This window comes from Alkalihalobacillus pseudalcaliphilus, from assembly GCF_028610675.1.
GTDB classification, from domain to species: domain Bacteria; phylum Bacillota; class Bacilli; order Bacillales; family Bacillaceae_D; genus Alkalihalobacillus; species Alkalihalobacillus pseudalcaliphilus.
Window position 1 is genome coordinate 74,975 of the sequence record NZ_JAQQWS010000002.1, and the last position, 12,586, is coordinate 87,560.

A 12,586-nucleotide genomic window follows, 5' to 3' on the forward strand; every position below is an offset into this window, starting at 1 on the left:
AGAAAAACCACATCCCACAACACTTTGGAACATGGTCGTCATTCTTCATCTATGTGTCACCCAATCAGTAGGGTGCGCAATTCTTTACCGTTCCTTATCTTAACATGGTATTTATAAAAAAGCAATTGGGTTGTGAGGTTTTGTATGAAAGTTAGTGCGAACATGGAGCGTTACTCGTCGCTACTGAAAATTATGCTCCGCGTCCTGTGAGGTGGCACTGAACTAATCGGCTATGCGGCTGGATCTCAGCTCTGCCACTACGTCCCGAGGGAGTCTCCGCATATTTTCATCCACTGGTTTACCCTAATTCTCTAGTTCAAAAAAACAATCTTAAAACATTCATTAAAATGAATGAGAACAAAAAACAAAGTGAATAAAAAGACACAAGTAAAGAACAAAACACTACTTTCATCTTTGTTGGTGACGAAGGGAATGAGGAGCTGAGTTGTTAAAGGCTAAGGATTAATCGCCGACACTTTTATCTTTGTAAGTAGTGCGTCCTGCTTAGAAGCTATTCTCTCTACAACAACATGGCACTGCTTTTTTCACACTCCAAATAGCACACGGCCACTTCTGAAAGTAGCGGTGTGCTTTTGACTAGTGCATTCTATTCAAAGTCAGCTTGTTTTGTAGACGCGAGCTTCGTATGCTCTTAATTGATCCTCTGCTTTGATGTGTTCGTAGTTACTTAAAAGTAATTCTTTATCTGAATACTGATCTATAAATACCGTATCTAATTTTACTTGTTCAGCAAATAAGTTTACGACAATCAGGAAAGTTTCTTCTCCTAATGTTCTTGAATACGCATAAATAAACTCATCTTCCGGTAGAAGTAAATCATACTTACCATATACAAGTCCTTCATATTGTTTACGGAGTTTAATCATGGACTTAAAGTAGTTCAGAATCGAACTTGAATCTTTTTCCTGGGCAGCCACGTTAATTGACGTATAGTTCGGGTTCACTCCAAACCAAGGCTTTTCCGAAGTAGAAAAGCCAGCTTGATAGCTGTCCGACCATTGCATCGGTGTTCGAGAATTATCTCGCCCTTGTTCCCAAATAATCTTCATGATATCTTCATGACTCTTTCCTTTTTCACGTTCAATTTTATATAGATTTAACATGCCGACATCATTATAATCTTCAATATTAGGGAATTGAACGTTTGTCATTCCGATTTCTTGACCTTGATAAATAAATGGAGTTCCTTGCATAAAGAAATACAAGGTGCCTAATGCCTTTGCACTTTCCTTCCAGTATTCACTATCATTGCCCCATGTTGAAACACTACGAGGTTGATCGTGATTTTCAAGGAATAACGCATTCCAACCGGCATCTTCTAATCCCTTTTGCCATTTGGTTAACGTTTTTTTCAAAGAGAGTATATCTAATCCTCCCTCTCCTGTCTCTTTACGCCAAAGCCCTAAATGCTCAAATTGGAAGATCATATCAAAGGCACCTTTATTCTCAGAAACCCACATATCAGATTGTTCAACCGAGACACCATTCGCTTCACCAACCGTCATAATATCATAACGATCAAAGGTTTCCTTTTTCATTTCTTGTAAAAATTCATGGATTCCTTCACGATTCATATGCCCCTCATAGGATGGAACATAATCCAATTTCTCAGGGTTAGGTAAGTCAGGAAACCCTTTAACTTTTTTAATATGAGAAATGGCATCTACTCTGAATCCATCAATACCTTTATCTAACCACCAGTTCATCATTTGATAAAGAGCTGCCCTTACGTCAGGATTTTCCCAATTCAGGTCAGGTTGCTTCTTTGAAAAAATATGCATGAAATATTGTTCTGTTGTCTGATCATATTTCCAAGCAGAACCACTAAAAATGGATTCCCAATTATTTGGTTCTGAACCATCCTCTGCTGGATCACTCCAAATATACCAATCACGCTTTTCATTATTTATTGATGACTTCGATTCAATAAACCAAGGGTGTTCATCAGACGTATGGTTAATGACTAAGTCAATAATTAATTTCATATCTCTTTTGTGAACTTCATTTAAAAGCTGATCAAAGTCTTCCATCGTACCAAATTCATCCATAATATCCTGGTAATCACTAATGTCATAACCATTATCATCATTAGGTGATTTATACATTGGGCAAATCCAAATAACTTCGATTCCTAGTCCTTTGATATAATCTAATTTCTCAATAACACCTTGTAAATCCCCTATTCCATCTCCATTAGAATCACGGAAGCTTCGTGGATATATTTGGTAAGCGACAGCTTCTTTCCACCATTTTTTATTCATTATTAACACTCCTAGTACATGTCCTATATTATTTTTACTCACTTGAAACGTTTTCATTTTCTAAAAAACCTAAAAGTTATCCCGTTTTAAAAAGCTACAAACGAAGCTTTTTTTCAATGTGAAGCGATTAGACAAACGTTTGCACTTATGGATTCATTATAAATTATTCCGTTTTGAGATACAACAGTTAGTTGTGTGTATTTTTTTGATAAGTATTTTTGATTTACACACTCTCTGTATCCTTTTATCTCAATGTTTTCACATGAAATGCAAACGTTTGTCATTTTGACTTTACTTTTTTTCGACAAAAGTTTACGAAAACCTAACAAACAAACAAAGGATTCTTAGTTGGAGCTACGAATACATATAGGTAGAGAAAACTAAAAGAGATTAAGGGGGATTACCATGTCACAATCATTTCGTTACCAAAAGATATTCGTAATTGGTAGTGGCTTTTTTGCTTTAACATTAATTTGGACTTTTTATAATGCTTTTATGCCCATTATCCTATCTGCTCATATCGAAAAACAAAGCATCATTGGGTTTATTATGGGGCTCGATAACTTATTTGCCATTTTACTTATTCCGATTATCGGGGCTTGGTCTGATAAGGTTCAATCACGGTTCGGAAAAAGATTACCATTCTTAATGGTCGGTATGCCTCTTGCTGCCTTATTCTTTATTTTATTACCTTTTTTCAAAGACACATTATGGATATTAATCACCATCGATATTTTATTTTTATTAGCTATGACTCTATACCGTGCACCCGTCATTTCATTAATGCCTGATCATACTCCACCGCCAAGACGATCATATGCCAATGGAATTATTAACTTAATGGGTGGGGTCGGTGCCATTATCGCTTTGTTTGGTTTATCCAGGCTTTTTGAAATTGATCCGATGTACCCTTTTACGATCGCAAGTATCCTTTTAATCATTTGTTTTTTCCTATTATTATTTGTTGTTGACCGTAATCCACCTTATAGTAGTGACACAAGTGGAGAGCAAGAAGAAACAATGGCTGTATCTTCATTAAAGGAGAAATTTGTTTTACTTTTTCAAAAGGAAAACCGCTCAGCATTATTTATATTAACGGCTATTTTTATCTATTTTATCGGATATGCCTCTGTCGAAGCACTGTTCACTTTGTACGCTACCCAAACATTAGGATTTACTAGCGATGTTGCAGGAACTACATTAGGGTTCTTTAGTTTATCCTTTGTGTTATTTGCCTTACCTGCCGGATGGATTGGTCAAAAATTTGGTAAAATCAAAACGATGATGGTAGGGCTTATTAGTCTTCCGCTTATTTTTGTCCTGATACCAGCTTTTAGTGAGCCACTATCTCTCCAGCTTATTCTATTTATCGGTGGCTGTGCGTGGGCATTAATTAATGTGCAAGCCTATCCACTCGTAGCTGATTTAGGTGGACTAACAAGTATTGGTTTATTCACTGGTTTTTATTACCTATTTTCAATGTCAGCCAATATTGTAGGGCCATTCTTTTTAGGAAGTATGGTTGATTTATTTGGTGGCTCCACTCTTTTCTATGTTAGTGCTTGCATGTTTGTTGTCGCATTTTATGTGCTATACCTAGGTAAAAAACACCTCGTTCAAAGCGAAAGAAAAGTAGCGTAAAGTCTACCGCTTCACCCATACATGTTTCAAAGATAGTTGGATATCTTATGAGTATCAAAAACATGTTTGGAGGACACCATGAAAGAATCATTTGAACAAAATCAAACAAGCTCATATTGGTTACAATCTTTAACCCTTCCCTCTTTTCAAAAATTAGAGGAGGATACTCATGTAGACGTAGCGATTGTTGGTGGAGGGATTACTGGTATTACGACTGCTTATCTTCTAACGAAGGCGGGCTATAAAGTTGCCCTTATTGAAGCAAGTAAATTTTTACACGGAACGACCGGGCATACAACAGCGAAAATCACTTCACAACACGATTTAATTTACGATGAATTTGTTCATCATCTTGGAGAGGAAAAATCAAAGCAATATTACGATGTCAACGAAGAAGCTATCGCTTTTATCAAAAAAAGCATAGCGGAGCATTCCATTGCTTGTGAATTTAGTGAACAGGATGCTTACTTATATGCAACGACAAATCACGGTGTTCATCGTCTAGAAAAAGAGTTTAACGCTTATCAGCAACTTGGAATTTCTGGTCATTATGTCGATAAAATCCCATTGGATGTTCGAGCAAAAGCCGCTTTAAAGATCGGAAAACAAGCTCAATTTCATCCACTTAAATATTTACAAACACTTTTAACTTATATTTCCGCCCATGGTGGTCTGCTATATGAAAACACTGTCGCCAAGGATATAGAAGAAGATACAAAAGTAGCAGTGATTACCAATCAACAAGCACGTGTATATGCTGACCAGATTGTCATCGCTACGCACTTTCCCTTCTATGACGGCGGTAGTTTCTATTTTAGTAAACTTCATGCGGAACGTTCCTATATTGTTGCAGGTACGATCCCAGGTACTTTTCCGGAAGGTATGTATTTAAGTGCCGATAACCCAAAGCGCTCCTTGAGGTATACCGAGCATGAAGGAAAACAACTCATTTTATTAGGTGGCGAATCACATAAAGCTGGTCAAGGGATGAATCCATTATTCCATTATGAAGCTATTCAACAGTTCGGAACAGAATTATTTGGTGAATTCTCCCCCAAGTATCACTGGTCTGCTCAAGATTTAGTCAGCTTAGATAAGCTACCTTATATTGGAAAACTAAAGAATAAGAAAAAGACAATCTATGTGGCAACTGCGTACAGAAAATGGGGAATGACAACGGGAACAGCGGCCGCACAAATCGTTACTAAACAGATTTTAGACGAACATCACCCTGCGGAAGCCCTTTTTGATCCTTCTCGATTTATTGCTGACCCAAGTATTAGACATTTTTTATCAGAAAATATCAATGTTGCCAAACATCTGATTCAAGGTAAAGTAGAACAAGCTTATAAAAAAATAGAAGAACTTGGAAAAGACGAAGGTGCCGTTGTAGAATGGAACGGAGAAAAAACAGGTGCCTACAAAGACCACGATGGACATTTACATCTTGTTGATACAACGTGTACACATATGGGCTGTGAAACCAATTGGAACCAAGGTGACAGAACCTGGGACTGCCCATGTCACGGCTCGAGATTCTCCTATCGCGGAGATGTCATCGAAGGCCCAGCTAAAGAACCACTCAAACAAGTTAAAAACGACCTGTAAAGTCCAATCAAATCTAGAAGTGACGTTATTTCATTAAAATTTAGAATGTTTGTAAATGGATATGTTACTTAAACTCAAGAATTAGCAGTCGCCCAGCGGACGAGTCATGCAGAGACTCCCATGGGACATTGTGGAAGAGCTGAGATCCGCTGGGAGCATTGTCCTGTTAAGGTCGTCTATCGCAAGATGGATGACCAGCTAACTTCAAGGCACAACCTATCGCCACTCCGTACACTTTCATACAAAACTCACATGACGAAGCCCCATTCACTTCGCCACCACCAATAAAAAAGAGAAAGTAGTAACTCATCAGGATTAGCATCTAAAATCCAAGTGTTTTTGGACCGTTAGCGAAGTTTGCTTGGCTACTTCACGCGACTGCGTGAAGTTTTGAAAATAGAAATGAACCTTCAGACGAATTCATTCGTCTGTGAGGTCATTTCGATTTTCAAAAACGGACCAAAAACAAAGACCAAAGGTCAAGTTACTCGAGAAATGTGCACCACCCATGTAAATTTCATACAAAAGGTTACCTTTGACATCTATTACAAATAAAGATGCCTTAGATAACCTTTTTTCGTTTAGCAAGATATTTATAGATACCACTTGTGAATAAATAGTGGATAAACCCCAACTTATACACAAACAAATGTGAATAAGTCGAATAACATTGGAAAAACCAAGTTTTTTTATCGAGGAATTTACACTATTATCAACAACAAATAAAATTCCTTTGTGGATAACCCTATTCTTTCTTCAATTTTGCCAGTGCATCTGCTAAAGCTGAATTAGTAAAACCATCTTCCTTGTTCTGCTGATTCATATAGCGATTTACTTCTTTTTTACTTACCCTTTGATTTTGAGTCGCCTTTTTCCGTTTCTCAAAGCTCGATTTCTTTTCTCGGTGACCACAAACACAAGCAAATACCTGTCCTTCCCCTTGCCCACGCAGCTCCAACTTCTTGCGACACTGCGGACAACGAGCATTCGTATAGACAACTACACTCTTTTTAAAGCCACATTCTCGATCCTGACATACGTGCATCTTACCCTTTTTACCATTGACTTCTAAAAGTAATTTTCCACACTCCGGGCATTTACTACCTGTTACATTATCATGCTTAAAGCGTTGATCACTTGCCTTAATCTCTTTCACAATGGAGGTGGCATACTGCTTCATCTCTTGTATGAACTGCTCTTTCTTTAACTTACCTTCTGTAATCAGCTCTAGCTTCCTTTCCCATTCAGCTGTCAATGCAGGTGATTTTAACTCAGCTGGGACTAACTCAAGCAATTGTGATCCTTTAGAAGTAATCATAAGCTCTTGACCACGCTTTTCCATAAGGTGAGTATTCAATAACTTCTCAATGATATCTGCACGGGTGGCTACTGTACCAATCCCTCCTGCTTTTCCTAATGAGTCGACTAATTCCGGATCTTTATTCTCAAGAAAGGCGGCGGGTTTTTCCATTGCAGAAAGTAATGTCCCTTCTGAAAAACGAGCAGGCGGCTTGGTTAAGTGTTGCTCTAACTCAACCGATTTTACATTAATCGAATCACCCTTCTTAATGAGAGGTAATGAACTTTCCTTTGAAGTTTCCTGGTCTTCAAAAACCACTTTCCACCCTTTTTCAAGCTCTTTTTTACCTGTTAGTTTAAATAGTTGTTCTCCCACCCCAGCAGTAACCGTCGTTTGCTCATAACGATACACCGGATATAACACAGCCAAAAAACGTTGCACAATTAAATCATAGAGCTTTCTTTCTTTTGCTGATAATGAAGGTGGTGCAAGTTGCTCTGTAGGTATAATCGCGTGGTGGTCACTTACTAGTTTATCGTTCACGGCATGTGATTGAATCTGAAAACCGTCTCTTTTTAATGTTGAAACTAACTTGCGGTATGGTGGAATATCCACAGCTGCAAGACGTTCATATAAAGTATCGATTAAATCACTTGATAAAACATGGGAGTCCGTCCTTGGATAAGTAACGATTTTATATTGTTCATATAGACGCTGTAGTGTACTCAAGGTTTCCTTTGCTGAAAATCCAAAGCGTTTATTGGCTTCTCTTTGAAGCTCCGTTAAATCGAAAAGCTTAGGGGCTTGTTGCATTTTCTTAGCTGTTTTCACATCTATTACTTGCATACTTTGACTAGAAACGATTTGATGTATTTTTTCTGCCTTTTGTTTGGCGAATAGACGATTTTCATTATTTTTTTGTTCAAACCATTGCCATGTTAGGTTTTGAGAATCCCTTCCTTTTACTAACCAATAAGGTATTGGTTTGAATTGACGAATATCCTCTTCCCTTTTTTCTATCATGGCTAAAGTAGGTGTTTGCACACGCCCACAGGAAAGCTGGGCATTAAATTTAGTCGTTAATGCTCTCGTACCGTTCATTCCCACATACCAATCTGCCTCAGATCTTGCGACTGCCGAATGATACAGACCTTCGTATTGTCTTCCATCTTTGAGTTTCTTAAAACCTTCTTTAATTGCTTTATCGGTAACCGATGAGATCCATAATCGCTTTAACTTTTTATTTGTGCCTGCTTTCGCTAATATCCAACGGGCTACGAGCTCCCCTTCTCGACCTGCATCCGTAGCAATGATTACTTCGGATACGTCTTTTCGGTTTAATTGGGCTTTTACCGTTTGGAATTGTTTTTGAGATTGTTTGATGACAACTAGGTTAAGAGGGCTTGGTAGCATCGGTAAATCTTCAAGCCGCCACTGCTGCAACGATTTTCCGTAGCTTTCTGGAGGTGCTAAAGTTACAAGATGGCCTAATGCCCATGTAACAATATATTCTTTCCCTTCAAAGAATCCATTTCTTTTTTCTGTACATTGTAATACTCTTGCCAAGTCACGGGCTACCGATGGTTTTTCCGCTAGGACTACTTTTTTTGTCATATATGATTTTCTCCTTTTGTATGAAAGTGAGTGCGAACATGGAGCGTTGCTCGTCGCTACCGAAAATTATGCTACGCGCCCTGCGGGGGTCTCCACATATTTTCGTCCGCTGGGTGACTGAATTCTAAAGTTAAAATCATTCTTACAAAAATGATTAAAATGAAAATGAACATAAACTAATTGAATGAAGTGCCAACTGTTTAAGTAGCCATCAGTTAAAGGTTGAAACAATAACATGGTACATAGCTCATCCTCTGCCTTCTCCTCTTTTCCCACTCGAATCTCGCATAACTTTTCTACCTGAGTCATTGCTTATGATTATGTTCAAGAAATTATACCAACAACATTATTTTATTGAAAAGGAGCAAAATCGAAATCATTGAAAAGCCAATAGCAGCGTAGAAAACCATACGTTTCTAATGCTTAAATGAGTTAGCTAATGGCTTTTAAACCGACTGCCGATACGAGTATTAGACTAATAAAGAAGATTCGCCATTTATCTTTAGGTTCATTATAGAGGAATATACCAAGTAGTGCACCTCCAGAAGCTCCTATTCCTGTCCAAATAGCATAGGCTGTTCCCATTGGTAATACTTCCATAGCTAATGATAAAAATAGAAAACTGAGACCAAAAAAGAAAATGAGTAGAAACATCGCTGTCCATTTCTTTGAGTGGTGCCACTGATTAATCATCACCACACCAGCCATTTCAAAGATTCCTGCTATTACTAAATAAATCCATTCCATGGTGCTAAACCCCTTTCTCCTCATCCGTCACAGTCGTTTTCATTTTCAAACCTAGTACACCAGTTAATAGAACAACAATTAATAAAACAACCATCCAACGAAACGGTTCTCCAAATACGATAATATCTAGTAAAACAGTTCCTGCTGTTCCTAAACCAACAAAAACTGCATAAGCCGTCCCTACTGGAAGCTTACTACCTGAGCGAATTAATAAGGAAAAGCTAATTATAATAGCTATTATGGTTAGCAGCCATTCCATCCCATTAGATGAATGCTTTAAACCCATCACCCAACCTACCTCAAAAACCGCTGCAATCACTAATAATAACCACTCTTGTCTCACGATTCATCACCCCTCTTTTTTCTGGTACATCCTATTTAGCCACAAAAAAGCCCGGGAATTCTGTCTTCATAGACAGCATCTCCCGGGCTTTTATCCCTCCGTGTCACAACTTCGTTATTTGAAGAAGTGCGTCTTGTCTTGGACCAGACTAGCATATGATGCGCTACGGAACCCTACAAGACTTTGCTAATTGGCTTCATTATGTCAAAGCTCCCTGTTCCTGTCAAGCATGGTCAATCTTTTGATGATTTGTCACGAAAAGTCCATTAGTTTTTCCTCTCATAATTATGATAAGCTGTAAAATGATTTAGAGAAATTTTGTTTCTAATAGGGGGCTTATCGGTGAAACAATCAACAAAGGCATTTCGTATCATTAGCTATTTAGAAGGTGCTTCTCTCGTATTGTTGCTATTTTTAGCTATGCCACTTAAGTATATATTTGATATTCCTAGTTTCGTATCCGTAATCGGCATGGCACACGGTGTTTTATTTATGGTTTATATCGTCGCTGTATTTGTAATGGTTCGTATGGCGAGATGGTCGTTAGGAACGACAAGCTTAGCTTTACTGGCCTCGGTCATTCCATTTGGACCATTTATTTTCGATAAAAAGATTTTAGAAGAAAAGAATACTCAAGTAGCCAGTTAATAGGTGAAACCTTATATCTTAATCGGTATAAGGTTTTTTTGTATGAAAGTTACTGATGGGCGATAGTTTGTGCCATGAAGTTAGCTGGTCATCCATCTCGCGATAAATGACCTTAGTAGGACAGTACTCCCTGAGTGAAAAAATCATGTTGAACGAAAAGCCACGATGGAAAACTAAATTGAATAAAGAGTCAAACTCAACAAGTCATCAAATTAAAAAGTTAGAAATTTCAATTAAATTATTTAAACATAGTAAGAAAAAAATGTTACACTAGTTTATTATAAGAAGTTTAGACAGTGTCAGGGGATATTTTTACTGTTCAAATTTAAACTAGTAGGTGAATCTTCGATGACAAAATGGGTATCTATCGAACAAAAAAGGCGTTTTCTACAGTGGTTTTTACAGAACCATCAATTAAAAAACAAAGAGACTAAAATGATTCTGGATCAATTCATACGAAATCACCATCTACTTGAGCAATTACGTTTTTCTAACAACATTGTTCCAAATAATAAATCAATCGTCATTTCTACTTTTCAATCTGAAGAACCTGGATTTATATATTATGGCAAGCGAAAAACAGACAATATGTCGAAGTTATTAGAGGACATGCTCACAAATCCTGCTGAAATTTATTATTTGATCTTAAACTTTAATGGTAAGTCATTAAATCATACGTATTTACAACTGATCGAAAACCCTAAAGAGGACCAATTCAAACGTTTTAAACGCTTCAAACAATACGAAGAAGAAACCAATCAAATGATACATGACCTTATGCAGAAAAACGATAAAGAAGCGATAATGAAAGCGATTGATAAGGCTTTAGATAACCGAGACAAAGTATTATTTAATAAATTGGTTGAAAAATTGCAGGAAATAAAGTAAAAATCGTTCTTTTTAATGAACAAAACCTAAATACAAACAATTACTGCCAAAAAATCAGATTTTTTATGATTAATACTATGTTTTAGACAAATATCTTCAAAATAATAGATATTTCTTTATATTTCTATGTTTTATACCCCTTTCCATATACATATATGTTCTTTATAATGAACATATATGTTATTCCTATAATAAAAAGGGGTGTCAAAGTATGGAGCAAAAATTAGATAGTGAGTGGATTGAACTTTTGAAGGAAGCGATTGCGTTAGGAGTAACTATTCAAGAAATTAATCTTTTTTTCCAAACAGAAATCGCTAAAAAAAAGACTGATTAGTTCTCTTTACAGAACAGACTATTAATTGGTATAATCATACAAAGTATAACTCACACATAGAGAGGTAATGCACATGATAGGCGATCGTGTAAAAAGGTATAGACTAGAAAAAGGCTATTCGTTAACGGAGTTAGCAGATAAAGCAGGGGTTGCCAAGTCCTATTTAAGCTCTATTGAAAGAAATATTCAATCAAACCCTTCCATACAATTTTTAGAAAAAATTGCAACGATGCTCCATATTTCAGTAGAAGATTTATTATATGATGATGAAACAAGACAAGCTAATCAAGATACTACCCTAGACCCAAGGTGGATCGAGCTTGTCGAAGAAGCCATGAATTCAGGAATTAGTAAGGATCAGTTTCGCGAATATTTAGATTTTATTAAGTGGAAAAACAAACAAGAGACAGATAAATAAGAAAAATGATCTGATTAATCAATCAGTTCATTTTTTTACTTTTTCTACCTCTCTTTTTCCTTCCTCCGTATGTATTAATTGAATGAGTTCAACATATTCAATATCTAACACATTAGCAATTTTGATTAAGACGGCAATGCTAGGATTCTTTTGTACACCTCTTTCAATATAACTAATATATGACTTCGATACCCCTGCTGCAACTGACAAATCCTCTAATGTTAATCCTTTATTCTTTCTAAGTCCTCTTATCGTTTTATGCTCCATCAAAATTTCACTCCATCTTTGTTTATTTCATTAACTAATAGCGTGTATGCTTCAAATTTATTTACTTGTAGTTGCTTCAATTTAATCTCAGACAAATATAGGTCCTCATGTTTAGATAATGACATAAAATATAACTTATATAGATATAACTTATTATCTAAACGTTGTTTCTTCTCACAAATAATCCCAAAAAGCTCTACTTCTCTTTTAAATACTTCCGTTTTTAATTTATAAACAACCCCCTTCATAAGAGGTAACGATAATGTACTCTCAAAAACAATTGCTTCGTGATTCATTTCTTTCACAATGACTTCAGAACACTTTCGGTTGATTAATTGCTTCTTTAATTCATATAAATATAAGTCTCCCTTTACAGCCTTTTCAAAACGAATATTTGACTTCATAAATACCTCCGTCTATTTATTCTTTATTAAGAACAATAACATCAAAAAAAGAGTATAAAAATTTGCGCGTTATATTCTTTATTAAGAACATA

The 12,586-nt window shown here is 36.5% G+C and carries 12 protein-coding genes and 1 riboswitch; of the genes, 6 read left to right on the plus strand and 6 right to left on the minus strand.

Features of this window, described 5'->3' with window-relative positions:
• Nucleotides 1–617: 617 nt before the first annotated feature.
• Nucleotides 618–2,282 (minus strand): glycoside hydrolase family 13 protein, encoded by a 1,665-nt coding sequence (locus PQ479_RS07050; RefSeq protein WP_047986893.1) that lies wholly within the window; start codon nt 2,280–2,282, stop codon nt 618–620.
• 405 nt (nt 2,283–2,687) lie between these two features.
• Between PQ479_RS07050 and PQ479_RS07055 the strand changes: the two genes are divergently transcribed.
• Nucleotides 2,688–3,923: an MFS transporter gene (locus PQ479_RS07055; protein WP_047986892.1), complete on the plus strand. Its 1,236-nt coding sequence runs from the start codon at nt 2,688–2,690 to the stop codon at nt 3,921–3,923.
• 78 nt (nt 3,924–4,001) lie between these two features.
• Nucleotides 4,002–5,531 (plus strand): FAD-dependent oxidoreductase, encoded by a 1,530-nt coding sequence (locus PQ479_RS07060; RefSeq protein ID WP_047986891.1) that lies wholly within the window; start codon nt 4,002–4,004, stop codon nt 5,529–5,531.
• Nucleotides 5,532–6,276: 745 nt separating this feature from the next.
• Here the strand turns inward: PQ479_RS07060 and PQ479_RS07065 are convergent.
• The 3 genes from PQ479_RS07065 to PQ479_RS07075 form a co-directional block, all read right to left on the minus strand.
• Entirely contained in the window at nt 6,277–8,445 is a 2,169-nt protein-coding gene (locus PQ479_RS07065) for a DNA topoisomerase III (RefSeq protein ID WP_047986890.1), read from the minus strand.
• Between the two features lie 432 nt (nt 8,446–8,877).
• Nucleotides 8,878–9,192, minus strand: coding sequence for a DMT family transporter (locus tag PQ479_RS07070; RefSeq protein ID WP_047986889.1), 315 nt, complete (start codon nt 9,190–9,192; stop codon nt 8,878–8,880).
• Nucleotides 9,193–9,196: 4 nt separating this feature from the next.
• The gene (locus PQ479_RS07075; protein WP_047986888.1) at nt 9,197–9,535 is read right to left on the minus strand and encodes a DMT family transporter; all 339 of its coding nucleotides are present in this window, start codon (nt 9,533–9,535) and stop codon (nt 9,197–9,199) included.
• 77 nt (nt 9,536–9,612) lie between these two features.
• Nucleotides 9,613–9,723: riboswitch (guanidine-I (ykkC/yxkD leader) on the minus strand.
• A 154-nt stretch (nt 9,724–9,877) separates the two neighbouring features.
• On the opposite strand from PQ479_RS07075, the gene PQ479_RS07080 reads away from it, so the two are divergent.
• The 4 genes from PQ479_RS07080 to PQ479_RS07095 all read left to right on the plus strand — a co-directional run bounded on the left by PQ479_RS07080 (nt 9,878) and on the right by PQ479_RS07095 (nt 11,823).
• The gene (locus PQ479_RS07080; RefSeq protein WP_083991131.1) at nt 9,878–10,183 is read left to right on the plus strand and encodes a DUF3817 domain-containing protein; all 306 of its coding nucleotides are present in this window, start codon (nt 9,878–9,880) and stop codon (nt 10,181–10,183) included.
• A 348-nt stretch (nt 10,184–10,531) separates the two neighbouring features.
• Nucleotides 10,532–11,071 carry a YpiB family protein gene (locus PQ479_RS07085; protein WP_047986887.1) on the plus strand — a complete coding sequence of 180 codons (540 nt, stop codon included), beginning with the start codon at nt 10,532–10,534 and terminating at the stop codon, nt 11,069–11,071.
• A gap of 211 nt (nt 11,072–11,282) precedes the next feature.
• Nucleotides 11,283–11,405: a DNA-binding anti-repressor SinI gene (sinI, locus tag PQ479_RS07090; protein WP_083991130.1), complete on the plus strand. Its 123-nt coding sequence runs from the start codon at nt 11,283–11,285 to the stop codon at nt 11,403–11,405.
• 73 nt (nt 11,406–11,478) lie between these two features.
• Entirely contained in the window at nt 11,479–11,823 is a 345-nt protein-coding gene (locus PQ479_RS07095; RefSeq protein WP_047986886.1) for a helix-turn-helix domain-containing protein, read from the plus strand.
• A gap of 27 nt (nt 11,824–11,850) precedes the next feature.
• Here PQ479_RS07095 and PQ479_RS07100 read toward each other — a convergent pair whose 3' ends face one another.
• Both PQ479_RS07100 and PQ479_RS07105 read right to left on the minus strand, forming a co-directional pair.
• The gene (locus PQ479_RS07100; protein WP_053070266.1) at nt 11,851–12,090 is read right to left on the minus strand and encodes a helix-turn-helix domain-containing protein; all 240 of its coding nucleotides are present in this window, start codon (nt 12,088–12,090) and stop codon (nt 11,851–11,853) included.
• Entirely contained in the window at nt 12,090–12,494 is a 405-nt protein-coding gene (locus tag PQ479_RS07105) for a hypothetical protein (RefSeq protein WP_047986885.1), read from the minus strand. The genes PQ479_RS07100 and PQ479_RS07105 overlap by 1 nt, the downstream gene beginning before the upstream one ends.
• Between the last annotated feature and the right edge of the window lie 92 nt (nt 12,495–12,586).

Excerpts from the sequence above, each read along its gene's own strand:
- PQ479_RS07050 (WP_047986893.1), bottom strand. The coding sequence starts at position 2,282 with ATGAATAAAAAATGGTGGAAAGAAGCTGTCGCTTACCAAATATATCCA.
- PQ479_RS07055 (WP_047986892.1), top strand. The coding sequence starts at position 2,688 with ATGTCACAATCATTTCGTTACCAAAAGATATTCGTAATTGGTAGTGGC.
- PQ479_RS07060 (WP_047986891.1), top strand. The coding sequence starts at position 4,002 with ATGAAAGAATCATTTGAACAAAATCAAACAAGCTCATATTGGTTACAA.
- PQ479_RS07065 (WP_047986890.1), bottom strand. The coding sequence starts at position 8,445 with ATGACAAAAAAAGTAGTCCTAGCGGAAAAACCATCGGTAGCCCGTGAC.
- PQ479_RS07070 (WP_047986889.1), bottom strand. The coding sequence starts at position 9,192 with ATGGAATGGATTTATTTAGTAATAGCAGGAATCTTTGAAATGGCTGGT.
- PQ479_RS07085 (WP_047986887.1), top strand. The coding sequence starts at position 10,532 with ATGACAAAATGGGTATCTATCGAACAAAAAAGGCGTTTTCTACAGTGG.
- sinI (WP_083991130.1), top strand. The coding sequence starts at position 11,283 with ATGGAGCAAAAATTAGATAGTGAGTGGATTGAACTTTTGAAGGAAGCG.
- PQ479_RS07095 (WP_047986886.1), top strand. The coding sequence starts at position 11,479 with ATGATAGGCGATCGTGTAAAAAGGTATAGACTAGAAAAAGGCTATTCG.
- PQ479_RS07100 (WP_053070266.1), bottom strand. The coding sequence starts at position 12,090 with ATGGAGCATAAAACGATAAGAGGACTTAGAAAGAATAAAGGATTAACA.
- PQ479_RS07105 (WP_047986885.1), bottom strand. The coding sequence starts at position 12,494 with ATGAAGTCAAATATTCGTTTTGAAAAGGCTGTAAAGGGAGACTTATAT.